Source organism: Neisseria elongata subsp. elongata (genome assembly GCF_900113545.1).
Classification (GTDB): Bacteria; Pseudomonadota; Gammaproteobacteria; order Burkholderiales; family Neisseriaceae; genus Neisseria; species Neisseria elongata.
The window spans coordinates 272,474-293,914 of record NZ_FOPS01000002.1; the positions used below are offsets into that span (position 1 = coordinate 272,474).

Genomic DNA, 21,441 nt, shown 5'->3' on the forward strand with positions numbered 1-21,441 from the left:
GAACACAAGGCCGCCGAAGAAGGGAGGGGCTGCGGAACCAATGCACGGTTTCGGCAAAGCCCATCCGCCCTAAGACAGGGCAAACAGCCGTGCGGCCTTCACCAGCTGCCACACCGCCCAAGCACAGACGGTCAGGCCGGCAAACAGGCGGACGCGGCGGTTTTGCAGCAGGGATTTCAGTTGTCCGGCAAACCAACCCATGGCCAGCAGGTTCGGCAGGGTGCCGAAGGCGAAGGCCAGCATCATCAGCCCGCCCTGCCATGCGCTACCGCTGCCCAGCGCGTAGAGCGATGCGCTGTAAACCAGGCCGCAGGGCAGCCAGCCCCACAGCAGGCCGACGCCGAAGCAGGCCGGTACGCTTTTAATCGGCAGCAGGCGGTTGAGCAGCGGGTTGAGCCGCCGCCAGACGGGTTTGCCCGCGCTTTCGATGCGGCGTGCCAAGTCAGATAAGCCCGCCAGATAAAGGCCGAGCAGCAGCAGTAAGACGTGGGCGGCGGTGAAGAGGACGGTTTGCAGCGTGCGGGTTTGGTCGAGCGAAATGCCGAATTGGCCGAGCGCGCCCGCCAAAAGGCCGATGACGGTGTAGCTGGATATCCGGCCGAGGTTGAGCAGCACAATCAGGCGGAAACGGCCGATGTACGGCGGCAGTTGCAGGGCGAAGGCCGACGACAGGCCGCCGCACATGCCGACGCAGTGGCCGCCGCCGAAAAAACCGAGCAGGAAGAGGGTGAGGAAGGAAACGGAATCGGTCATGGGGCAAACAGGATTTTGGCAGTAATCATGAGATAGGGATGCAAGGATGCAGAAATTGGTTCATTATCGCGGCAATTTGGCGCATGGTGCCGTTTTGCGCTTTTCCGGTTCATATCCGCATGAAAAATATGTTGATTTGATGTTGGTTGAATTTCCGGACAGCGACAGGAAATTTGGTTTCGTCGTTTCCACCGGCCATAAGGCGGGGCTGATTTTAGTCAAGCTTCCCAAAGAGGCCGAAGCGGTTGGTTCGGCAGGTATCGACAGGCAGTGGCTGATAGACAACTGGAACGCATGGATATACGGGGCCGCTAACGTCGGCGATGTTTATGTAGCCCGACATTATCCGGTCCCCGTCCGCGCTGAATTGTAAGTGATACGGGCCGTTATCGCCATTAGGGCAGCGGCTTGTGCGGGATTTGCCGCCGTTTCAATATGCAAAAGACTGAAAGGCCGTCTGAAAACGGCGGGACGGGCAACCGGCCGGATGGCGGCACGTTTGGTTTTTGCCGCCGCGCCCTTTTCATTTTGCCAAAGCAGTGTTTCAGACGGCCTCATCGCCTTTCGGTACCAGCCAGCCGGCACCGCGCACGTTTTGAATGTGCTCTTTGCCCAGCTTTTTACGCAGCGCATGGATGAGGAAATCGACCGCGTTGCTTTCCACCTCTTCGCCCCAGCCGTAAATTTTGTCTTCCAAATCGGTGCGCGACAAAATCATGCCGGGACGCATCAGCAGTGCCTGCAAAACGGCAAATTCCTTGTTGCTCAACATGATGTTGCCTTCCTGTCCGGCCACCCGTACCCTGCGGGTTGCCGGGTCGAGTGTGAGCAGGCCGTTGCCCGGCAGGGCTTGGCTTTGTCCGTTGTGCCGCCGCAGGACGGCCCGCATCCTGGCCTGCAGTTCGGCCATGTCGAACGGTTTGACGATATAGTCGTCGGCACCGCCGTCCAGCCCGCCGAGCCTGCTGTGCAGGTCGTCGCGCGCGGTAACGATCAGTATCGGCACGGAGCAGCTCGTCGCCCGTAATTCGGCCAAAACCTGCAAGCCGTCGCAGCCCGGCAGGCCGAGGTCGAGCAGAATGAGGTCGTAAGGTTGCGCCTGTACCGCCGCGGCCACCTGTCCGCCGTTTTTAATCCAATCGACGGCATAACCGCCGTCTTTCAGCCCGCAGGTGGCGGCTTCGGCAATCATGGCATCGTCTTCAACCAGTAAAACCCGCATATCAAAGCTCCGTCGGTTGGAATGGAAACGGCGGCAGTATAGTGAAATTGCCGCGATAGATGAAGCGATTATAGTGGATTAAATTTAAACCAGTACGGCGTTGCCTCGCCTTGCCGTACTATCTGTACTGTCTGCGGCTTCGTCGCCTTGTCCTGATTTAAATTTAATCCACTATATTTTTTAAACAGTTCACTGGCAGCCCCGCTTTCCGAATAACGGGTTGGCGCATTCCGTACCGCCCGCGCCCGACGCCAAACATGTTTGAGGCCGTCTGAAAAACTGTTTTTCGGTTTTCAGACGGCCTTTCGATGCGCGCTCAAACCTGCACGCAGGGCGGCGGATAGCCGTTGGTTTCGACATCACTGCCGGCCAGGTGCGGGGCGTGGAGGGCGGATGCGGGCAGGTGCGCCAGCTCGGGCAGGTGGCGGCGGATGAAGCGGCCGTCGGGGTCGAGGTTCAGCGATTCGGCAAACGGGTTGTTCAGACGGTCGACCTGCTGCCAATTGTGGTGATTGACGGCATATTCGTAATCGGTCAGCCATGCGGCAAAACAGGCTTCCCCGTGCGCCGCCGAGATGTTCAGACGGCCTGTGAGGAAATCGGCACACAGGCGGCGCAGGGCGGGATGCAGGCTGCCGCCGCCGTTGAGGGCGCGCATGGCGGCATCGATTATCGGCACGCCCGTCCGCCCCTCCTGCCAGCGTATCAAGGCTTCGCCGCCGCTCCCGTCCGTCTCCCGAATCATTTTCGGCGGTTGCAGCCAATGCAGTGCCGCCCTGCCTTCTTTCATGGTCAATTCCAACAGGCCGTCTGAAAACGGCAAGGCGCGGCGGCAGTAGGCGCGGCGGGCCAATCCGTCCAGCCATGCCGCCCCGTCTTGTCCGCCTGCGCGGATGTCGCGGCACACCTCTCTAACGGACAAGGTGCCGAAGCAGAAGTGGGCGGACAGTTGCGATACGCCTTTTTTAGCCGGGAAGCCGCCGTGCAGCGGATAGTCGGACAGGCGCGGCAGGAAACCCGCCCACAGCCGCCGTGCCGCCGCTTCCCCGCCTTGTGCGGCCAACGGTACGGCTTGCGCATCGGGCAGGGGCGGCACGTTCCGGCATTCGGCGGGCAGCCGCGTTTGCCGTGCCTGCCAGGTGGCGGCATCGGGCGGCGGCAGGATTCCGGCCTGACGCGCCTGTTGCAGCCAGGCCGTGCGGTAGGCGGCGAAATCGGGCGGCAGGCCGTCGGGCTGCACGGACAAAACGGGTAGGCCTTCGTCCACGCGGTATACGGCGGGCAGCCGTTCGCCCGCTGTGCGGCGGACGGGCAGCGGGCTGACGAAGGCGGCAAACGGGTAACGCGCCAGCAGGCCGTTCAGCGCATCGGCGGCATCGCCCGTAAAAACGTGCAGCGGAATACCGAGCGCGGCCAGCTCGCCGCGCAATTCGGCCAATGTCTGCCGCAGGAAAACGCGCTGGCGGGGATTGCAGTCGGGCGGGAAAACAAACGCGCCCACCGTCGGGCAATCGAGGCCTGCCGCAATGTGTAGGGCGGCGTTGTCGTGCAGGCGCAGATTGCGGTGGAAATGCAGCAGGGTGAGTTCGGAAGACATAGGGAGGCCGTCTGAAAAGGGAAAAGGGCTGTCCAAATATGCAGACAGGTGGCTGTAAAGGCGGGATGGCCGGAAACGAATCTGCCGGCGTTCCGTTTCAAAGCCCGTCCGACGCCAGCTCGAAAAAGCGCAGTACGGTTTGCGGCATCCAGCGCAGGTGGCCGCGGCCGCCGCCTGAAACGAAGGCTGCATGGCCGCCCTGTTCGGGTTGGAGCAGGCAGACTTGCGGGGAAACGTCGTTTGCCGTCGGCAGGAAGCGGGAGGGCAGGAAGGGGTCGTTACGCGCGTTCAGCAGCAGGGTCGGTACGGCGATGTCGCGCAGGTAGGGTTTGGCGGCGGAGCGGCGGTAGTAGTCGTCTTTGTCGGCAAAACCGTGCAGGGGCGCGGTGTAGGCGTTGTCGAAATCGCCCAGCGTGCGGATGCGGACATCCGGCAGCGGCGGCACTTTCGGCAGCAGGCTGTTTAAAAAATAGCGGGTGTAGAGCAGGCGCGGCAGGCCGTGTTCGAGTGCGGCGGCCGAGGCGGGAAGGTCGACGGGTGCGGAGACGGCGGCTGCGGCCTGCGGGACGGCCGCTTGTCCGGCGCGTCCTTGTTCGCCGAGGTATTTGGCCAGCGCGTTGCCGCCGAGCGAGATGCCGACGGCGTAGATGCGGCGGTAGCGGGCGGCCAGCAGGCCGAGCATGTGGGCGATTTCGCGCGTGTCGCCGCTGTGGTATTTCTTTTCGGCCGGCACGCCGCCGCAGCTGCGGAAATGCGCCACCACGCCGTGCCAGCCGCGTTCGCGCACCGCGTGCATCATTTCGACGGCGTAGTGGCTGTCGCTGCTGCCTTCCAAGCCGTGAAACAGGACGACGAGCGGGGCTTCCGCGTCTGCCGCATCGACGAAGTCGTAAGCCGCCTGTTCGCTGCCGCCGCTGTCGGGCAGCAGTTCGCGGCGGTAGGGCGGAGGGGTGCGCTGCAACAGTTTGGCATACACGGTTTGCAGGTGGCCGCCGGGCAGCCAGAGGGGGCTGTGCAGGGGCGGCAGGTTTGCGGGCAGTTTGCGGTTGTCCATAGGGTCAGGCCGTCTGAAAAGCGGCGGGGGCGGGCGTGCCGTCGCGCATCAGCAATACCGCCGCCTGCGCTTCGATGGCTTCCATGCGCCCCAGGTAGCCGAGTTTTTCGTTGGTTTTGCCTTTGATGTTCACACAGGCCGTCTGAATGCCCAAATCGGCGGCAATGTTGGCGCGCATAGCGGGAATGTGCGGCGCGAGTTTGGGCTTTTGCGCGATGACGGTGGTATCCACGTTCACAACGCGCCAGCCCAACGCCTGCACGTTTTGATACGCTTCGCGCAGCAATACGCGGCTGTCGGCATCTTTAAACTCGGCAGCAGTATCGGGGAAATGGCTGCCGATGTCGCCCAAGCCCGCCGCGCCGAGCAAGGCGTCGGTAAGCGCGTGCAACAGCGCGTCGGCATCGGAATGGCCGAGCAGGCCTTTTTCAAACGGGATGTGTACGCCGCCGAGTATCAAATCGCGGCCTTCGACGAGTTGGTGGACATCGTAGCCTTGTCCGATGCGGATGTTCATTTGGTGTTCCTTATTGATGAGGCCGTCTGAAAATGGCGGACGGCAGATGATGTTTCAGACGGCCTTCCGACGGATTACGGCCGCCCGTCGGGGTTTGTATGCACGCTCAGCACTGCGCCGTGCACATTACCGTCCGGCAAGGGGAAAATCACGATGCCGTAATCACGGCACGAATAAACGGCGGTTTCCGAAAATGTGCCCTCGTCCCAACCGTTTTGGGGCAACCCGAAACGTGCGCGTAGGTTTTTGAGCAGGGCGGGCCAATCGGTTTCGTCATCCCGGTATTTTAAAGAAATGCCGGTGATTTTGCCGCCCCCGTGCTCAAGAAAGATGTCTGCGATATCCGGCGCAAATGCCGCGCCGCTGTCGGGCGGGAAAAACAAAAAATGCCTGTTCCCCTCGGACAGCGGCATAACTTGCGGAAATCGTTTTTGCAGCGCGGCGGCCGGTTCGCCGAGTTTGATGCCCGCGATGTCGAGCTGCCGCACGGGGACGGCGCATCCTCCTGCAACAGGTGCGGCGGCGGCCGGAAGAAGTTGGAAAACAAGGAATAAAAACATCAATGGCTTGAACATTCTATTTCCTGATGATGGCTATTTAAAGGTTCAGACGGCCTGTAACAGCAATCTGACGATAAATTCGTCCTGCGGCAGCGTCAGCTTCAAATTGCGCATGTCGCCTTGTACCAGCAGCGGCTGCACGCCGAGTTTTTCCACCGCCGACGCTTCGTCGGTAATGCCGTCCAAATCTTCTGCCGACAGCGCGCGGTGCAGTAAGGCCGTCTGAAAGAGCTGCGGCGTTTGCGCCTGCCACAATCCGTTGCGGGAAACGGTTTCGCCGATATGGTTTGCGCCGTCGGCACGTTTGAGCGTGTCGGCGACGGGAACGGCCAGAATGCCGCCTTGCGCGGTTCCGCCCGCCGTTTCTATCAGGCGCGTCAGGGCTTCGGGCGGCAGGCAGCAGCGGGCGGCATCGTGAACCAGGACGTTGTCGGTTCCGTCGGCCAAGCCGCGTTCCAGCAGGGCGGCAATGCCGTTGCGGACGGTTTCGGCGCGGGTTGCGCCGCCGCAGTGCAGTACGGTCAGTTTTTCATCGTTACAGGCCGTCTGAAAGCGGGTGTCGTCGGGCGATAATACCACTGCCGCGCCGTCTATCAGGGGATGGCTGAGGAAGATGTCCAAAGTGTGTTGCAAAACGGTTTTGCCGCCGATTTCGACATATTGTTTGGGTTTGCCCGCGCCGAAACGCGAGCCGGTTCCGGCGGCGGGAATCAGGGCGATGTTGCGGCGTTTCATGCCTGCTCCGTTTTTGCCGCAGTCCAGAGGCATTGCCCGCCAGATGCTTTGTCGAGTTCGGCCAGATATTCGAGGTGGGCGGCGGTTTCTTCGGTATCGGCACGCAGGATTTTCAAGCCGCCGCCGGCCGTCTGAACGGCTATGCCCGTATCGGCGGACTGCGCGGCGGCAGCCGTTTCTTCCGCCCCGACGAGGTCGAATTGTTCGCGCGTCATCGCCAGATAGACTTCGGCCAACAGTTCGCAGTCGATGAGCGCGCCGTGCAGGACGCGCTTGCTGCGGTCTACGTCGAGGCGGCTACACAAGGCATCCAGGCTGGCTTTTTGTCCGGGAAATTTTTCCCGCGCCATGGCCAGGGTGTCGGTTATTTCGCAATCGAGTTCTTCGATGCTCGGCAGCCCCATGCGGGCAAATTCCATATTGAGAAAACCGACGTCGAAGCGGGCGTTGTGGATAATCAGTTCCGCCCCACGCAGGAAGTCGGCGATTTGCCGGCCGACCTGCTCGAATTTCGGTGCGTTGCGTTCTTCAAGCTGTTCGAGCGTGATGCCGTGCACCGCCGCCGCTTCTTCGGGGATGTCGCGGTCGGGATGGATGTAGAGGTGCAGGTTATTCATGGTCAGCTGGCGTTTTTTCATTTCGATGCCGGCAAATTCCAGCATCCTGTCGCCCCGGTCGGCATAAAGGCCCGTGGTCTCCGTATCCAAAATAATCTGTCTTTCCCGCGCCATGTTTCAATCCTTTCGTTGGTTCCAATCGGGCAGCCCGCCATTTTAACCTATGGCCGCCGCTTTGGCTGCACGCATAGTTAGAGGCCGTCTGAAAGCGTGGTTTTCAAGGAATTAAAACGGTTTTTATATTCCGAATAAATTTTTTTGAAATTTATTTCTTTTAATTTCAATATTATAGATATAAATTCCTTATTGCTAATAATTATCGTTTGATTTTTCAAAAAAGTTCGGCTAATATACGCCACATCGAAAGCAGACAACAACGCAGCAAGGAGGGGGAAATGTCCGAAACGATGTTCAAACTCTTTGCCCTGGATATTTTACAGCTGCACCGCCAGACCTTTTCTTCTTGGTTGGCCGTGCCCCAGGCGGAGGATGATGCCGAACCGGCCGTTTTCTGCAGCGTATATGCCCATGTGGACGGTCATTATTATTTTGCCGTACCTGAGCAATGCCCTGCGCTGAACAAGCAAAACGGCATTGTGCTGATTGAAGATGAAGAGGCCGATATCCGCTTGAGCTGGATAGGCCGGACGCGGGAAGTTTCCTGCAAAGAATGTGTTTACCGGGATGCCTGTGCCGCCCTGCGGCGGAGGTGTCGGGAGGCAGAAGGCATCGATTGCAACTGCCGCCTGTTGGAGCTTTGTCCCGAGCAGGGCAGATTAAGTATCAGCGACAAATTTGATTCCGCGTTGTCCCCGCAACTCTTGCAACGCGCCTTATATCCTGCGGCAGAACGTGTTTGTCCGGCTTCGGGATAATGTAAAAGTTTTGGTAGTGGTTTGTGTTCCTTTTGCGCCCCTGGTAACAGGGGCGATTTTTTTGCCGCCTTTTTTCAGACGGCCTTCTTTGGCATAATTGAGGCCGTCTGAAAACATCACGCGATAAACCATGCAACTGCTCAAATATCTACAAGCCCAAGGATTGGGCAGCCGCAAACAATGCCAATGGCTGATTGATAACGATTGCGTTGCCGTCAACGGCGAAATCCGCAACGACGGCAAAAGCGAAATCGATCCTGCGGAAGTCCGCACCCTGCACATCGACGGCGAAGCCGTTCAAGCCGTTCCCCAGCCTTACTTTTATATCGTATTGAACAAACCTGCCGATTACGAAACCTCGCACAAACCGCGCGATTATCCGAGCGTGTTCAGCCTGTTTCCCGACCACATGCGCAACATCGACATGCAGGCCGTCGGACGCTTGGATGCCGACACCACCGGCGTTTTGCTGATTACGAACGACGGCCAGTTCAACCACCGCATGACCTCGCCCAAATACAAAGCGGCCAAGCTCTACCGCGCCGGCTTGAAACATCCCGCCGACGAAACTTTCTGCCAAAGCCTGAAAAACGGCGTATTGCTCCATGACGACGATGAAACCGTGCAGGCTGCCGAAGCAGTGCTGGAAAATCCGCACACATTGCTGCTGACGATTACCGAAGGCAAATACCATCAGGTCAAACGCATGGTCGCGGCTGCAGGAAACCGCGTGGAAACGCTGCACCGCCTGAAATTCGGCGAATGGTCTGCCGAGCATCTCGCACCCGGCGAATGGCAATTTATTACAATAAAATAAATTGACTTGAGGAATGCCGTTTATTTTATTTATCAACCGTCTGTTTATTTTTTATACGGAAGACAACGGGAGTTGATTACTATTTGTCCCGTCTGACAGACGTTTGCTTCCTAGCAAACATGTGAGTAAGACGTTTTCCCGTAATGTGTTTGGCCATCTATACTTTCCCCTTGGTATAGATGGTATTTTTTTACCCGGATGTCTCCGCGTCCGCTATAAGGGTATTGATGGCGGCTTTTGATTTTGAGCCGTGATTTGAAATGTGAGGCCGTCTGAAAACCGTCAATCAGGTTTTCAGACGGCCTTTTCCCGCTTAAAGCCGTTAAAAAGCAATGGTGCAGGGTTTGCAGATTGGCGCACATAGGTTTTCAAATCCTGATTTAGGCGGCGCATACGGGTTAAAATGAAGGTGTAGGGTTGCCCAATTTATTGGAAATTATTGTCGGCTGTCCGGCCAAGGCATGGTAGCGGTACGGTTTTTTATAGTGGATTAAATTTAAACCGGTACAGCGTTGCCCCGCCTTGCCTTACTATTTGTACTGTCTGCGGTTTCGTCGCCTTGTCCTGATTTAAATTTAATCCGTTATATCGGGCGTATGGGAATGGCTGCTTTGTTTTTCAAAGATGAAACCTGGTTTTGAGTCGGTATGCCGATCGGCGAAACTTGAGCATGAAGTGTTGATGGATATGAACTATATCGGACGTTTTGCGCCCAGCCCGACCGGGCGGCTGCACATCGGTTCGCTGCTGACCGCGCTGGCTTCGTATGCCGATGCGCGCGCCGCCGGCGGGCGGTGGCTGTTGCGGATGGAGGATTTGGACCCGCCGCGCGAGATGCCGGGGGCGGCAGACGATATTTTGCGCACGCTGGAGGCGTTCGGTTTCGAGTGGGACGGCGCGGTGGAATATCAAAGCCGCCGCCATGATGTGTATGCGGAGGCTTTGGGCCGTCTGAAAGCGGCAGGGCTGGTGTATCCGTGTTATTGCAGCCGCCGCGAATGGCAGGGTGCGGCACGGCAAGGTGCGGACGGGTTTGTTTACAACGGTCGCTGCCGTAATCCGGCTTTGAGGCCGTCTGAAAGCGGCCGCCCGCCTGCTTGGCGTTTGCGCGTACCGGAGGGGGAAGTAGCATTTGACGATGCGGTGGTGGGGCGTTACGCGCAGGATTTGGCGCGGGACATCGGCGACTTCGTGTTGCTGCGTGCCGACGGTTTTTGGGCGTATCAGCTGGCTGTGGTGGCCGACGATGCGGCGCAGGGTGTAACGCATGTGGTGCGCGGGCAGGATTTGCTGGTTTCCACGCCGCGCCAGATTTGGCTGCAGCATTGCTTGAACGTGCCGACGCCGCAGTATGCCCATTTGCCGCTGCTGGTGAACCGCCACGGGCAGAAGTGGTCGAAGCAGACGCTCGCCCCCGCACTGGATTTGTCGCGCCGCGAGTCTTTGCTGCGGCAGGTGTCGTCCTATCTGAACCTGCCGCCCGCCCCCGATGTGGACAAGCCTAAGGATTTGTTGGATTGGGCAGCGGCAAATTGGCGGCTGGATAAGGTGCCGGGCGGGGCGGTATGCACGGAAGGCGCGGAAACGGATGAGGCCGTCTGAAAAAAATGTTTCAACGGTTTTGAAAGCCCGGTCTGCGTTTTCAGACGGCCTTCATCATGTAATCGTGCCCGTTATCGGAATGCGCTGTATGTGGCCAAAAACATGCTGAGGCCGGATGTGTAGCTGTCGATATATTCCATAATGATTTCATCGGCATAAGGCTTTAAATATTTTTCTGCCGATTCGGCATCGAGGTTATAAATCTCTTTTTGCTGAAACCAGGCGTTTTGGCTGATTCGGCACAATTCGGAAAAATCTTCCGATTGTCGTAATTGATGGAATGCTTCGAGTACGCGTATTTCGCGCAGGGCCGGTTCCCTGGCCGTGTTGATGCCGGCGGTGGCAATTTCGCTGGGATTGCGCATTTCGTTGATGACGGCATCTTTTAAACAGGCGGCGCTCGGCAGTCAGTTGGTGAGCCTGTTGATGTATTTATCGAAAAAGCCGGTTTCCAAATCCCAATTTTCATCTAGCGGGATACCGAATGCCAATGCGGTGCGTTCCCGGCTGTCGTCGTTATTGCGCGGCGGCGCAACAATCAGATGGCCGCTTTGGCTGCTAAACCAAATTCTCACCGTCCGGTTCTTTGACCCATGAACGCATGCCGCGTACGACGTTTTGCGGTACGCTTAAGAAGCCTTGTTTCTTTAAGAAGGCGGATAGTTTTTTATAGTGGATTAAATTTAAACCAGTACGGCGTTGCCTCGCCTTGCCGTACTATCTGTACTGTCTGCGGCTTCGTCGCCTTGTCCTGATTTAAATTTAATCCACTATAATTTCGGTGGCGAAGCCCATCTTTTTGTCGGTTCAAGCGGGTTTGTTCGGGCGGATCAGCGCAGTTGTCTGCCGTTTTCCCAGTCGATAATCAGGCTGGGCTTTTTTGCGCCGCCGCAGCGGCCGCCGATGATGAGGGCGTGGCGGCCGAATTGGCGGCGGGCTTCGCGTTGGTTGCGGCAGGGGCGTTTGCCGGCTTTGTTGCAGGAGGTGGATACCAGCGGTTGGCCGAGCAGGCGGCAGAGGTTGCGTGCGCCGGGGTGGTCGGGGACGCGGACGGCGAGTTTGCGGCGGTTGCGGCCGCGCAGCAGGGTGGGGATGCGGTCGGCGGCGGGCAGGAGGAAGGTTTTGCGTGCCGGCCATTGGCTTTCGAGCAGGCGGCGGTCGGTTTCGCCGAGGGGTTGTAAAAGGGGGCGGAGGCGGTCGAGTTTGTCGCCGATGACGATCATGCCTTTGTGCTGGGGGCGGCGTTTGAGGCGGATGAGTTTTTTCAGTGCCTGTGTGTGCGTCGGCAGGCAGCCGAGCCCGTAGCAGGATTCGGTGGGGTAGGCGATGAGGCCGCCGCGTTTGAGGTGGTTTTTCAGACGGCCTGCGGCGATGGCGGAGAGGGTGCGTTGCATGGCGGGAAGGGTGATGGAAAACGGGTGATTGTACGCTTTGTCGGCGGGTTTGCCGAATGGGAGGCCGTCTGAAGGTGTGGTTTTATGTTGTCGGGGCTGCGCTTTCAGATGGCCTGTGGTTCAGTTGATGGTTTTTTTGCCCAAAAGGACGATGTCGGCCTGCATGGTTTCGAGGTTGCAGACTTGCGGCAGCCGCCCCCATTCTTGGAAACCAAAGGTGTGGAACAGGCGGATGCTGGCGTGGTTGTGGCCGAAGATGACGGCGATGATGTTTTTGATGCCTAAGGAGGGGGCTTTTTCCAGCATGTAGCGGACGAGGATTTTACCGACGCCGACTCCGCGCATGTCGTGGCGGACGTAGATGCTGATTTCGGCGGTGATGCGGTAGGCTTCACGCGGGTGGTAGTCACTGAAGCCGCCCCAGGCGAGGAGTTCGCCTTCTTGGTTTTTCAGGACGTAGAGCGGGCGGTTGCCGCCGTGGGCATCGAGCCAGCTTTGGCGGCTTTCGACGGTGGCCGGGCTGAGGTCGGCGGTGGCAAGGCGGCTGTCTATGGTGCTGTTGTAGATGTCTACGATGGCGGCCAGGTCGTCTTGCCGTGCTTCGGTAATGCGGTAGCCGTTCATTTTCAGACGGCCTATCGGACGAGTTTGGAGATAGTTTTGAACGCCGGGTGTTTGGCATCGCGGAGGAGGGTGAAGAGGAGGCTTTCGCCGTTGCCGACGGTTGCACCTGCCGCGCGCATTTGTTCGAGGCCGTTGGCTTTGTTGGCGGGGTTGCGCGAGGCGGCGCATTCGGCGGGGATGTAGACGTTCAGTCCTTGCGCGCGCAGGTCGAGTGCGGTTTGCAGCATGCAGATGTGGGTTTCCGCGCCGATGAGGACGATGTTTTGCGTGTTGTGCCGGCGGATGAAGTCTTCGGTTTCGGATAGGACGGCGGAGAAGCGGGTTTTTTCGACGAAGGGGGTGTCTTGCAGCAGGCTTTTGATTTCCGGCAGGGTGGTGCCGAGGCCTTGGGGGTATTGTTCGGTCGCCATCATGGGGATGCCGAGGGCGTGCAGTCCTTGGATGAGGAGTGTGCAGGCGGCGGTGAAGCGTTCGGCTTCGTGCAGGGCCGGGGTCAGGCGTTCTTGGATGTCGACGATGAGGCAGGCAGTGTTGTCGGTACGCAGTGTCATGGCGGTTTCCTTTTTTAGGGTTGCGGGCGGATTTTTAATCGGTTTGGGCGGTTATACGGTAAATTAGGCCGTCTGAAAAGGTTTCAGACGGCCTGATTTGTGTTTAGGGGTTTTCGCGCCATTGTCGGATGATTTCACGCAGTTGTTCGGGGTGTTCGTGGCCGCTGTCGATGGCTGTTTGCAGCCATTTGCAGGCGACGGCTGTGTCTTGCGGGACGCCGGTGCCGGAGTAGTGCAGGCAGGCGAGGTTGTATTGGGCGGTGGTGTCGCCTTGGGTGGCGGCTTGGGTAAACCAGCGGGCGGCTTGTTTGGGGTCGGCCTCTATGCCTTCGCCGTTGTAGTACATCATGCCGAGGTTGGTTTGTGCTTTGGGGTGGCCGTTGCGGGCGGCCAGCGAGTAGTAGGCGAACGCGCTTTCAAAGTCTTGCGGTACGCCTATGCCGTAGTGCAGGGCGAAACCGGATTGGTAGTTGCGTTCGACGGATTGTTGGAATTCGAGGACTTCTTGGTTGTAGGTGGGGTTGGCAACGTGGCTGCGGGAGTCGAGCATCAGCAGGCGCTGCATGGCAACGAGGCTGCCGTATTTGACGGCGTGTTCGTAATAGCTGCGCGCTTTTTCCAGATCGGCATGGATGCCGAGGCCGTATTGGCGGATGTCTCCCAAGAGGCAGAGTGCGTCGGGATGGTTGTGCCGGGCGGCTTTGGCGGCAAAAAGGGCGGCTTTTTTATAGTCGCGCGGCAGGTTGGCGCCGATAAGGTATTGTTTGGCTAAAAAGGCGCAGGCGTTGTCGTCTTCCTGTCGGGCGGCTTTGTTGATCCATTTGATGCCTTCTTCCGGGTCGGCAGGCAAGTGTTGCCCTTCCAGCAGGAGTTTGCCCAGTTCGGCTTGGGCGGCGGGTATGTCGGCATTAGCGGCGATACGTAAGTGGTAGAGTGCCTGGGTGTGGTTTTTGACGACACCTTGTCCGTGCAGGAATTGGTTGGCCAGTTGCCAATGGGCGGATACGATGCCTTGCGCGGCAGCCTGTTGGTAAAGCTGGTGGGCGGCGGGCAGGTTGAGGCTGCCGTCTTTTTGGTAGTGCTGGGCAAGGAAAAGTTGGGCTTGGGGGTGGTGTTTTTGTGCCGCTTGTTTGGCCCAGTAGAGGGCGCGGTCGTCTTTTTGTTCGGCGTAGTAGTGCATGACGCGGACTTGTGCGTCGGTATGGCCTTCTTCGGCCAGTGAGAGGTAGGCGGGCAGGACGGATTGGATGTTGATGCCGTTGTCTTCGCGCAGTAGGGCAAGGTTGTAGCGTGCCGTGGTATGGCCGCCTTCCGCTGCTTTTCGCAGCCAGTAGGTGGCCTGTACCCGGTTGGGGTCCGTGCCCATGCCGTACTGCATGCAGCCGCCGAGTTGGAAGGCTGCTTCGGCATGACCGGCCTCCGCCGCTTGCTCGAGCAGGGGAAGCGCTGTTGCGTAGTCAGGCGGCATGGCTGTTAGGAGCTTTTGTGCCTGTTGGAAGATAGAGTCGGCGTTTTCGGTTTCTGTCATGGTCAGTGTCTGCTTGGATTTCTTATTTTAACAGAAGGTTGTTGATTCTAGCCGATAATAACCGTTTGTGCTAGAAATAAACCGTTTGGATAATGCTGCCGGACATTTCTTGCAGATATATTGAAAAAGGCCGTCTGAAAATGTGTTTTCAGACGGCCTTTGGTTTGTTTTATTGGAGGTTGACGTGGCTGTAGTAGCTGCCGTTGATTTGTGTCACGTTCATGTGGTATTGCCGGTAGGCGTGAAACAGTTCTGCGTCCGGAGGGATGGGGCGTTGCCAGAATTCGGCCAGGCTGCCTTGGAATGTCAGGCCGGGGATGTCGTAATTGGCGTGGCCGAGGGTAATGACGGGCATGTTGTGCACCAGGGCGGAAATGCCGCTGGTGCTGTTGAGGGTCACCATGCCGGTGCCGTGGCGCAGGAAGACGGGCAGGGGGACGTCGTGGACGTAGTGGATGCGGCCTTTAAGTTTCGGATGCCTTTTGATGAAGTGTTTGATGACTTTGCTGTAATCGATGAAGCCGCGGTCCATCGGGTGGTGTTTGATCAGCAGCGAGGTGTTCTGAGGTGCGTGGAAGAAAAAGGATGTGAGGACGTGCAGCAGAAAGTTGCGGACGGAAGAGAAGTCGCTGTGCACACGGACTTGGCTGTCGTTGAAAACCTGCAGGGGAACAACGAAGAAACGGCCGAACTCGCCCGATTCCACCCGTTTGGCAAAACGGCTGTCTTTCAACCAGTAGTTGGCGCGTTTGATGCCGGACAGGCTCCAAAGTTTGATGTAGTGCCAAAGGTCGAACGGGCGGTGGTGGGTGTAGTGCGGGTAGCGGCTGCGGTACAGGTTGGCTGCCACATAGTAGCGCGTGGCTGCGGCTGCAACGGGCAGGAAGCCGCCGGGAACGGTTGGCGGTTTGCGGTATTCTTGTTCGGCCAAGCGGGGGTAGGCCGTCTGAAAGAATCCAGCTTCTTTTGGAAGGGGGGAAAAATCATTGACGCCGCCTTGTTCCAGAGTGATGAAAAAAGGCCGGAAGTAGCCTTCTTCAAAAGCCCAAAAACGGATGCCTTCCGTATTTTTGGCAAGTTGTCGGGCGACGGTGTGGTAGTGTCGTGTGTCGCCGAAGCAGGCGATGGTATCGATTTTATTGTTAGTGGTAAATTTGGCTAGAAAAGCAGGGAAGTCTTCGGTATTGCCGCGGTAGGCATGGGTGTTCGGGATGGTGGCAGGGTAGAAGGCTTCGTCTCCGGCATTGAAGTTAATTTTGAAGACTTGTTTGCCGCGTTGTTCCAACCAACGGGCGAAGTCCCGAAAGAAATGTCCGACCGGGCCTTGCAGCAGCAGGATACGGTCGGCCGAATCGGTTAGGGTATGCAGGTTGCTTTTAATTCCAGCCATTATTATTTCTATATTTTTTGTCAGATAGTTTGGTGAGCGTCCTTGTATTATAAGCTATTTTTATACGTTATTTAAGCGAGCGCCACAGTTGGCGGATTTTGTTGAGTTGTTTGGATGGCCAGCTCTGTTTCAGTTTGCCGCTTTTCTGTATTTCTTTATTTTTTTTCAGTATGGCTGCAGCGGTGGCTGCATCCGTCATGGTTTGGTTGTCGGGATGGATGTAGAGCGGGTAGTGCAGGAGTGTGCCGGCAATCAGTTGCCATAATTCTAGCTTGCGTGTGCGGCGGGGGAGGGGGTGTTCGTCGCCAGTCAGGCCCCAGCCCGAATAAAACGGCTGGCCGTAGCAGTGGACGGCTTTGCCGCGCAGCAGGGCTTCGAAGCCTGTAAGCGAGGTCATGGTGTGGACTTCGTCGGTATGTTGCAGGCAGGTGAGGATGTCGGTTTCGGCGGCGGTTTGGTCGGCGTAACGGGCGCATTCTTCGGGCGGGACGGCACCGATGCGGTTGCCGCTGACGACATCCGGGTGGGGTTTGTAGATGATGTAGGCATCCGGATTGCGCTCGCGGACTGTACGCAGCAGGTCGAGGTTGCGGCAGATTTCCGGCGCGCCCAAGCGGATGGATGCATCGTCTTCAACTTGCCCTGGGACAAGCAGGATGCGTTTTTCAGACGGCCTTTGTGTTGTTTCGATGCGGCCGACGTTGTATTTGCTGATATTGGCTTCGATGAGTTCGCGTTGCAGGTTTTGCGCTGTTTCGCGGTCACATTCGTCGAAGTGCCGGTGTTGCAGGAAGTGTTCCAGCCTTGATGGGCGGGCAGGGTCGAAGTAGATGCCCATGTCGTCTATTACCAGCGACAGGGGGGGGACGAGGTTGGAGCCTAGTCCGACGGAACGGATAAAGCCGTCTTCCATGCGCAGCAGGGGCAGGTCGAGTTGTTCGGCCAAACGGATAACCGTTTCTTTGCCGCCGCCCCAGGCAAGCAGGCGTGCATCGGGCGGCAGGTTGATTTTCAACATTTTATCGGCCGTGGGGACAAAATGCAGGCGGCAGGCCGGGACGTTGAAGAACGGTTTGATAACCGCCCGTTTCCATAGGGATACGCCGATGCAGTAGAGGTTGCCGCGCAGGTATTCGTTCAGGTGGCGTGCGCGGGCGAGGTAGCCGATAACGTCGAAGATGGTGCCGCTTTGGCCTGTATTGGGGTTAATGTAGCGGCTGTATTGCAGGTAGGCGGCGGCAAACAGTTGGGTCAGCGTTCTGCCGGTGCGGCGGCCTGATTGTTCGAGTTTGGCGATGTCGGGATGGCGGTCGTCGCAAACGCCCCACCCGGCATACCAGGGCAGGCCGAAGGTGGTTACGGGTTTGCCGCACAGCAGGGCTTCAAAACCCATTTGCGAGGTAACGCAGTAGACTTTGTCGGTTTGTTGCAGGAGGGAAATCGGGTGGATGTCTTCGGCCAGCAGGCGGATGTTTTCTTGTTGCGCGATGTCGGTCAGGTATCCTTTGCGTTTGCCGCTCAAAACGTCGGGATGGGTTTTAATCCAGATTTCCGCTTGTGGGTTTTCCTGTAAGGCCGTCTGAAACATGGTTTGGAAGGTTTGTTCGTCCGCGCCGCCGTATTGGACAGCCATGTCGCCGGCGGTTTGGTCAATCAGCAGGACAATCGGTTTTTCAGACGGCCTTTTTGATGCGTCTGTTTCGGCAAAGTCTGCGGCATGGTTGTATTTGGACAGGCGGTTTCCGACAATCAGCCGCATGGCGGTTTCGGCTTGTGCGGAAAGTTCTGCGGGCAGGCGGTCGGCCTGCATGATGAGCTGTTCCAGACGCGAAGGTTGTGCGGTGTGGTAGTAGATGCCGATGTCGTCGATGATGAGGGACAAGGGCGGGTAGCCTTCGACGCCCAATCCGAGCGAGCGTAGGAAACCGTCTTCCAAGGCGGTGTAGGGCAGGTTGTGTGCGGCGGCAAATGCACGGGCTTTGTCCGCCGTCGGTTTGTAGCCCCAGCCGATGACGGTTTGCGGGGGTGTTGTTTTTTTCAGGTCGTAATCAGGCAAAAAGGCCGATAAATGGGGGGTGTTGCGGATGCCTCGGGAGAAGATAAGGGCGGTTTTCACTCTGTATGGGTTCTGATGGTTTGAAAATAGAAAAGAATGGCCGGTATGGTATGAGGCCGTCTGAAAAACCTTTCTGTGTCGGATACGGTGTTTTCAGACGGCCTTATCTATTATTGGATGTCTAAGGCCGGAAAGGATTTGACCAGGTCGTCTACCGCTTTGACCCGCAGCAGGAAGTCTTCCAGTTTGGCGAGCGGCAGTGCGCTGGGGCCGTCGCATTTCGCGCGGTCCGGGTCGGGGTGGGCTTCAAGGAACAGGCCGGCCAATCCCGTCGCCATGCCGGCCAAAGCCAGGTCCAATACTTGTTCGCGCCGTCCGCCGGAGGCGGCAGAGCCGGAATCGCGGGTTTGCAGGGAGTGGGTAACGTCGAAAATCAGCGGTACGCCCGGGCAGTTTTTCTTCATAACGCCGAAACCGAGCATGTCTACCACCAGGTTGTCGTAGCCGAAATTCGAGCCGCGTTCGCACAGAATCAGTTTGTCGTTACCGGCTTCTTTGAATTTTTCCACGATGTTCTTCATTTGCGAAGGGCTGAGGAATTGGGGCTTTTTGATGTTGATGACACGGCCGGTTGCCGCCATCGCCGCCACCAAATCGGTCTGGCGTGCCAAGAAGGCGGGCAGTTGCAGGACGTCGCATACTTCCGCCACCGGCGCGCATTGGTAGGGTTCGTGCACGTCGGTAATCACCGGCACGCCGAATTCGCGTTTGACGGCGGCAAAAATCTTCATGCCTTCATCCAACCCGACGCCACGGTAGGAGTGTACGGACGAGCGGTTGGCCTTGTCGAACGAAGCTTTGAATACATACGGGATACCGAGTTTTTCGGTAACGGCGGTATATTGTTCGCAGGCATAAAGCGTGGAATCCAGGTCTTCCAATACATTCAGTCCGCCGAATAGGACGAACGGTGCGTTGTTGGTGACGGTAATCGAATTGATGGATACGGTCATGTTGAATCCTGAGGAAATATTGGATAAAAATGTTTCGACGAAGTTTTCAGACGGCCTGAATGCTAGTCTTCATAACCATTCGGGTTGTTTTTCACCCAACGCCAGGCATCTTCCATCATTTGGGTCAAATCACGTTTGGTTTTCCAGCCGGTTTGCTGTTTGGTATAAGCAGGGTCGGCATATACACAGGCCAAGTCGCCTTCGCGGCGCGGCTTGATTTGATAAGGAATGGTCAAGCCCGAAGCAGCTTCAAAGGCGCGGACAATTTCCAACACCGAATACGCACGCCCCGACCCCAAATTCAGCAGGTGTACGCCTGGAACATGCCCTTTGGCCTTCATTGCGGCAACATGGCCTTCCGCCAAATCCACCACATGAATATAGTCGCGCATACCCGTGCCGTCAGGAGTCGGATAATCATCGCCGAATACGGAAAGAAACGGCAGTTTCCCGCCGGCCACTTGGCAGACATACGGCAGAAGGTTATTCGGAATCCCATTAGGGTGCTCGCCGATTAAGCCGCTTTGATGTGCACCGATAGGGTTGAAATAACGCAATAAAATCACGCTCCAACGAGGGTCGGCTTTTTGGATATCGGTCAAAATCCGTTCCACCATAGCCTTGGATGTGCCATAGGGATTGGTGGTGTCGCCGGGTTTCATGTCTTCCGTGTAAGGGACTTTTCCCGGGTCGCCATATACCGTAGCCGAAGAGCTGAAAACGATCTTGAATACGTCCGCCCTTGCCATTTCTTCGACCAACACCAAACTGCCCGACACATTGTTGTCATAATACTTGATCGGTTCGGCCACACTCTCGCCAACCGCTTTCAGGCCGGCAAAATGAATGACGGAATCGATGTCGTGCTCGGTAAAAATCCGCCGTAAAATTTCGCGATCGCGGATATCTCCTTGGTAGAACTGCACGGGTTTCCCGGTAATCTGCTGCAAACGCGGCAGGATTTTTACGGACGAATTGCTCAGGTTGTCTAAAATCACGACATCAAAGCCGGATTGAATCAACGAGATAACGGTGTGTGAACCGATAAAGCCGGTTCCGCCGGTCAGGAGGATAGTCATTTTAGCTCCGAAATGTAATTTTGGTAGTTTAGGTTGATATAAGTTTTATATTGTAAATGATATCACTAATTAAAATATAATTATAATGTAGTATCATTTTCAATGATTGTGCTTAACTCAAGAAGGTGTAGATGCAATTTTATGGGATTGATGCAGATCTGTCCTAAATCTCATACCAACTCCGCAAGATTGTAAGCTGCTGGAATGGCGTATCAAAGTTAAACTGACTTGTTGTTTCAGGATATACAATACCACTACTTTACTTGTCACACTATGTGTGCATCTGCCTTTATTGCATCCAGCGAAATAACTTTTGTCCAATTCAATAGTACTATTAAAAACTTCATCAGCCAAACTGTTCCACCGCAAAATCTGCACGGGCATCAGCCATCATTTGGTTTTGGCTGCCGATGAGGTTTTTGAGGGCCCTGTCGAGTTGGACGAAAGTCATTTCGGGGGACACCGCGAGGGCGGTCACAGTGAGGCAGGGAAAGTTGTTGTCTTCGGCATTCTGAAACGCAACGGACGGGTCTAGACTATTACTGTAAACAATGCCAAGCCCGATACTTTGATGCCTGTTATTATACAGAAAATCATGTTTGACAGTATTGTTTATACCGATAGCCTGAGCAGCTACGACAAACTGGACGCAAGCGGTTTTATCCATCACCGCATCAACCATTTCAAGGAATTTGCCGACCGTCAAAACCACATTAACGGTATTAAGAATTTTTGGAACCAGGAAAAACGTGTCTTATACAAATACAACGGAATTGATTGCAAATCTTTCTCTCTGTTTTTGAAAGAATGCGAATTTCGGTTTAACTTCGGCACACCGTTCCTGCAGCTTCAAACCCTGCGGGATTGGTGTGGAATCTAGGGTTAATCTAGTATAGTCCCAAAAATTATTATATAATCAGCATGGATGAGTTTGGCTATCTTATGTCGATCTCAGCGCATATTTTGTTGAATGACATAATAACAGGGAGCTGACGTAGATTGGCAGTTATGCTAGGCTACGAAAATGCAGATAAGCAATTGTAAATTAAGCAAGAGAGTTCAAAAGAAACTACTTGAATTTTTTGTGCTCCAAGTTACCGCCCGTTCTGCCGCCGATATTTTGCGCATGCAACCCAACTCCGCTATTTTTTCTACCGTAAAATCCGTATGGTCATCAGCCATCATTTGGCCTTGGCTGCCGATGAGGTTTTTAAAGGCCCTGTCGAGCTGGACGAAAGCTATTTCGGCGGACGGCGTAAAGGCAGACGTGGTCGCGGTGCGGCAGGAAAAGTGGTTGTCTTCGGCATTCTGAAACGCAACGGACGGGTCTATACCGTTGTGGTGGATAATGCCAAGTCTGATACTTTGATGCCCGTTATCAAAAAGAAAATCATGCCGGACAGCATTGTTTACACGGATAGCCTGAGCAGCTACGACAAGTTGGACGTGAGCGGTTT

At 56.5% G+C, this 21,441-nt stretch carries 22 protein-coding genes and 4 pseudogenes; 6 read left to right on the forward strand and 20 right to left on the reverse strand.

From position 1 onward, the window contains the following. Nucleotides 1-69 precede the first annotated feature (69 nt). Nucleotides 70-753 (reverse strand): sulfite exporter TauE/SafE family protein, encoded by a 684-nt coding sequence (locus BM261_RS03405; protein ID WP_074895133.1) that lies wholly within the window; start codon nt 751-753, stop codon nt 70-72. Nucleotides 754-799: 46 nt separating this feature from the next. On the opposite strand from BM261_RS03405, the gene imm45 reads away from it, so the two are divergent. Beyond that, the gene (imm45, locus tag BM261_RS03410; RefSeq protein ID WP_074895135.1) at nt 800-1,126 is read left to right on the forward strand and encodes an Imm45 family immunity protein; all 327 of its coding nucleotides are present in this window, start codon (nt 800-802) and stop codon (nt 1,124-1,126) included. A 171-nt stretch (nt 1,127-1,297) separates the two neighbouring features. Here imm45 and BM261_RS03415 read toward each other — a convergent pair whose 3' ends face one another. The 8 genes and pseudogenes from BM261_RS03415 to dnaQ all read right to left on the reverse strand — a co-directional run bounded on the left by BM261_RS03415 (nt 1,298) and on the right by dnaQ (nt 7,169). After that, nucleotides 1,298-1,975 (reverse strand): response regulator, encoded by a 678-nt coding sequence (locus BM261_RS03415; protein WP_074895138.1) that lies wholly within the window; start codon nt 1,973-1,975, stop codon nt 1,298-1,300. Nucleotides 1,976-2,046: 71 nt separating this feature from the next. Beyond that, nucleotides 2,047-2,217: pseudogene (locus tag BM261_RS12290) on the reverse strand (IS5/IS1182 family transposase); the annotation flags it as partial. 74 nt (nt 2,218-2,291) lie between these two features. Then, nucleotides 2,292-3,572: an FAD-binding domain-containing protein gene (locus tag BM261_RS03420; RefSeq protein WP_083426635.1), complete on the reverse strand. Its 1,281-nt coding sequence runs from the start codon at nt 3,570-3,572 to the stop codon at nt 2,292-2,294. Nucleotides 3,573-3,669: 97 nt separating this feature from the next. After that, nucleotides 3,670-4,626 carry a YheT family hydrolase gene (locus BM261_RS03425; RefSeq protein ID WP_074895141.1) on the reverse strand — a complete coding sequence of 319 codons (957 nt, stop codon included), beginning with the start codon at nt 4,624-4,626 and terminating at the stop codon, nt 3,670-3,672. A 4-nt stretch (nt 4,627-4,630) separates the two neighbouring features. Next, complete coding sequence (gene ispF, locus BM261_RS03430; RefSeq protein ID WP_074895144.1) at nt 4,631-5,143, reverse strand: 2-C-methyl-D-erythritol 2,4-cyclodiphosphate synthase; 513 nt, start codon at nt 5,141-5,143, stop codon at nt 4,631-4,633. A 74-nt stretch (nt 5,144-5,217) separates the two neighbouring features. Further along, nucleotides 5,218-5,718, reverse strand: coding sequence for a hypothetical protein (locus BM261_RS03435; protein ID WP_074895147.1), 501 nt, complete (start codon nt 5,716-5,718; stop codon nt 5,218-5,220). A gap of 30 nt (nt 5,719-5,748) precedes the next feature. Next, on the reverse strand, nt 5,749-6,438 hold the full coding sequence (ispD, locus tag BM261_RS03440; RefSeq protein WP_074895149.1) for a 2-C-methyl-D-erythritol 4-phosphate cytidylyltransferase: 690 nt from the start codon (nt 6,436-6,438) through the stop codon (nt 5,749-5,751). Further along, complete coding sequence (gene dnaQ / locus BM261_RS03445; protein ID WP_074895151.1) at nt 6,435-7,169, reverse strand: DNA polymerase III subunit epsilon; 735 nt, start codon at nt 7,167-7,169, stop codon at nt 6,435-6,437. Before dnaQ ends, ispD begins: the two co-directional genes overlap by 4 nt. Before the next feature lie 281 nt (nt 7,170-7,450). Here dnaQ and BM261_RS03450 point away from each other — a divergent pair, with 281 nt between their 5' ends. Next, nucleotides 7,451-7,930, forward strand: a complete 480-nt coding sequence (locus tag BM261_RS03450) for a hypothetical protein (protein WP_074895153.1) — start codon at nt 7,451-7,453, stop codon at nt 7,928-7,930. Nucleotides 7,931-8,060: 130 nt separating this feature from the next. Beyond that, on the forward strand, nt 8,061-8,747 hold the full coding sequence (locus tag BM261_RS03455) for a pseudouridine synthase (RefSeq protein ID WP_074895155.1): 687 nt from the start codon (nt 8,061-8,063) through the stop codon (nt 8,745-8,747). A gap of 483 nt (nt 8,748-9,230) precedes the next feature. Here the strand turns inward: BM261_RS03455 and BM261_RS12295 are convergent. Then, a pseudogene (locus tag BM261_RS12295) lies at nt 9,231-9,338 on the reverse strand (IS5/IS1182 family transposase); the annotation flags it as partial. A gap of 96 nt (nt 9,339-9,434) precedes the next feature. Between BM261_RS12295 and gluQRS the strand changes: the two are divergent. Then, nucleotides 9,435-10,349, forward strand: a complete 915-nt coding sequence (gene gluQRS, locus BM261_RS03460) for a tRNA glutamyl-Q(34) synthetase GluQRS (protein WP_074895251.1) — start codon at nt 9,435-9,437, stop codon at nt 10,347-10,349. Nucleotides 10,350-10,420: 71 nt separating this feature from the next. Here the strand turns inward: gluQRS and BM261_RS12745 are convergent, their stop codons facing one another. The 10 genes from BM261_RS12745 to galE form a co-directional block, all read right to left on the reverse strand. Continuing rightward, the gene (locus BM261_RS12745) at nt 10,421-10,714 is read right to left on the reverse strand and encodes a hypothetical protein (RefSeq protein WP_083426636.1); all 294 of its coding nucleotides are present in this window, start codon (nt 10,712-10,714) and stop codon (nt 10,421-10,423) included. 42 nt (nt 10,715-10,756) lie between these two features. Continuing rightward, the gene (locus BM261_RS12750; protein WP_205277209.1) at nt 10,757-10,924 is read right to left on the reverse strand and encodes a hypothetical protein; all 168 of its coding nucleotides are present in this window, start codon (nt 10,922-10,924) and stop codon (nt 10,757-10,759) included. A gap of 255 nt (nt 10,925-11,179) precedes the next feature. Next, nucleotides 11,180-11,743 carry an L-threonylcarbamoyladenylate synthase gene (locus tag BM261_RS03475; RefSeq protein WP_074895170.1) on the reverse strand — a complete coding sequence of 188 codons (564 nt, stop codon included), beginning with the start codon at nt 11,741-11,743 and terminating at the stop codon, nt 11,180-11,182. Between the two features lie 120 nt (nt 11,744-11,863). Then, nucleotides 11,864-12,367 carry a GNAT family N-acetyltransferase gene (locus BM261_RS03480; protein ID WP_074895172.1) on the reverse strand — a complete coding sequence of 168 codons (504 nt, stop codon included), beginning with the start codon at nt 12,365-12,367 and terminating at the stop codon, nt 11,864-11,866. A gap of 11 nt (nt 12,368-12,378) precedes the next feature. After that, the gene (locus BM261_RS03485; protein WP_114910559.1) at nt 12,379-12,912 is read right to left on the reverse strand and encodes an isochorismatase family protein; all 534 of its coding nucleotides are present in this window, start codon (nt 12,910-12,912) and stop codon (nt 12,379-12,381) included. A 109-nt stretch (nt 12,913-13,021) separates the two neighbouring features. After that, nucleotides 13,022-14,446 carry a tetratricopeptide repeat protein gene (locus tag BM261_RS03490; protein ID WP_074895176.1) on the reverse strand — a complete coding sequence of 475 codons (1,425 nt, stop codon included), beginning with the start codon at nt 14,444-14,446 and terminating at the stop codon, nt 13,022-13,024. A gap of 169 nt (nt 14,447-14,615) precedes the next feature. Next, on the reverse strand, nt 14,616-15,836 hold the full coding sequence (locus BM261_RS03495) for a capsule biosynthesis protein (protein WP_074895178.1): 1,221 nt from the start codon (nt 15,834-15,836) through the stop codon (nt 14,616-14,618). Nucleotides 15,837-15,903: 67 nt separating this feature from the next. Beyond that, complete coding sequence (locus tag BM261_RS03500; protein WP_114910524.1) at nt 15,904-17,952, reverse strand: capsular polysaccharide biosynthesis protein; 2,049 nt, start codon at nt 17,950-17,952, stop codon at nt 15,904-15,906. A gap of 110 nt (nt 17,953-18,062) precedes the next feature. Then, complete coding sequence (kdsA, locus tag BM261_RS03505; RefSeq protein WP_074895180.1) at nt 18,063-18,905, reverse strand: 3-deoxy-8-phosphooctulonate synthase; 843 nt, start codon at nt 18,903-18,905, stop codon at nt 18,063-18,065. A gap of 62 nt (nt 18,906-18,967) precedes the next feature. After that, a complete protein-coding gene (gene galE, locus BM261_RS03510; RefSeq protein ID WP_074895182.1) occupies nt 18,968-19,984 on the reverse strand; it encodes a UDP-glucose 4-epimerase GalE in 1,017 nt (338 codons plus the stop codon). A gap of 346 nt (nt 19,985-20,330) precedes the next feature. Between galE and BM261_RS03520 the strand changes: the two are divergent. Both BM261_RS03520 and BM261_RS03525 read left to right on the forward strand, forming a co-directional pair. Further along, a pseudogene (locus BM261_RS03520) lies at nt 20,331-20,864 on the forward strand (IS1595 family transposase); the annotation flags it as partial. A 144-nt stretch (nt 20,865-21,008) separates the two neighbouring features. Then, nucleotides 21,009-21,441 (forward strand): annotated as a pseudogene (locus BM261_RS03525) (IS1595 family transposase); the annotation flags it as partial.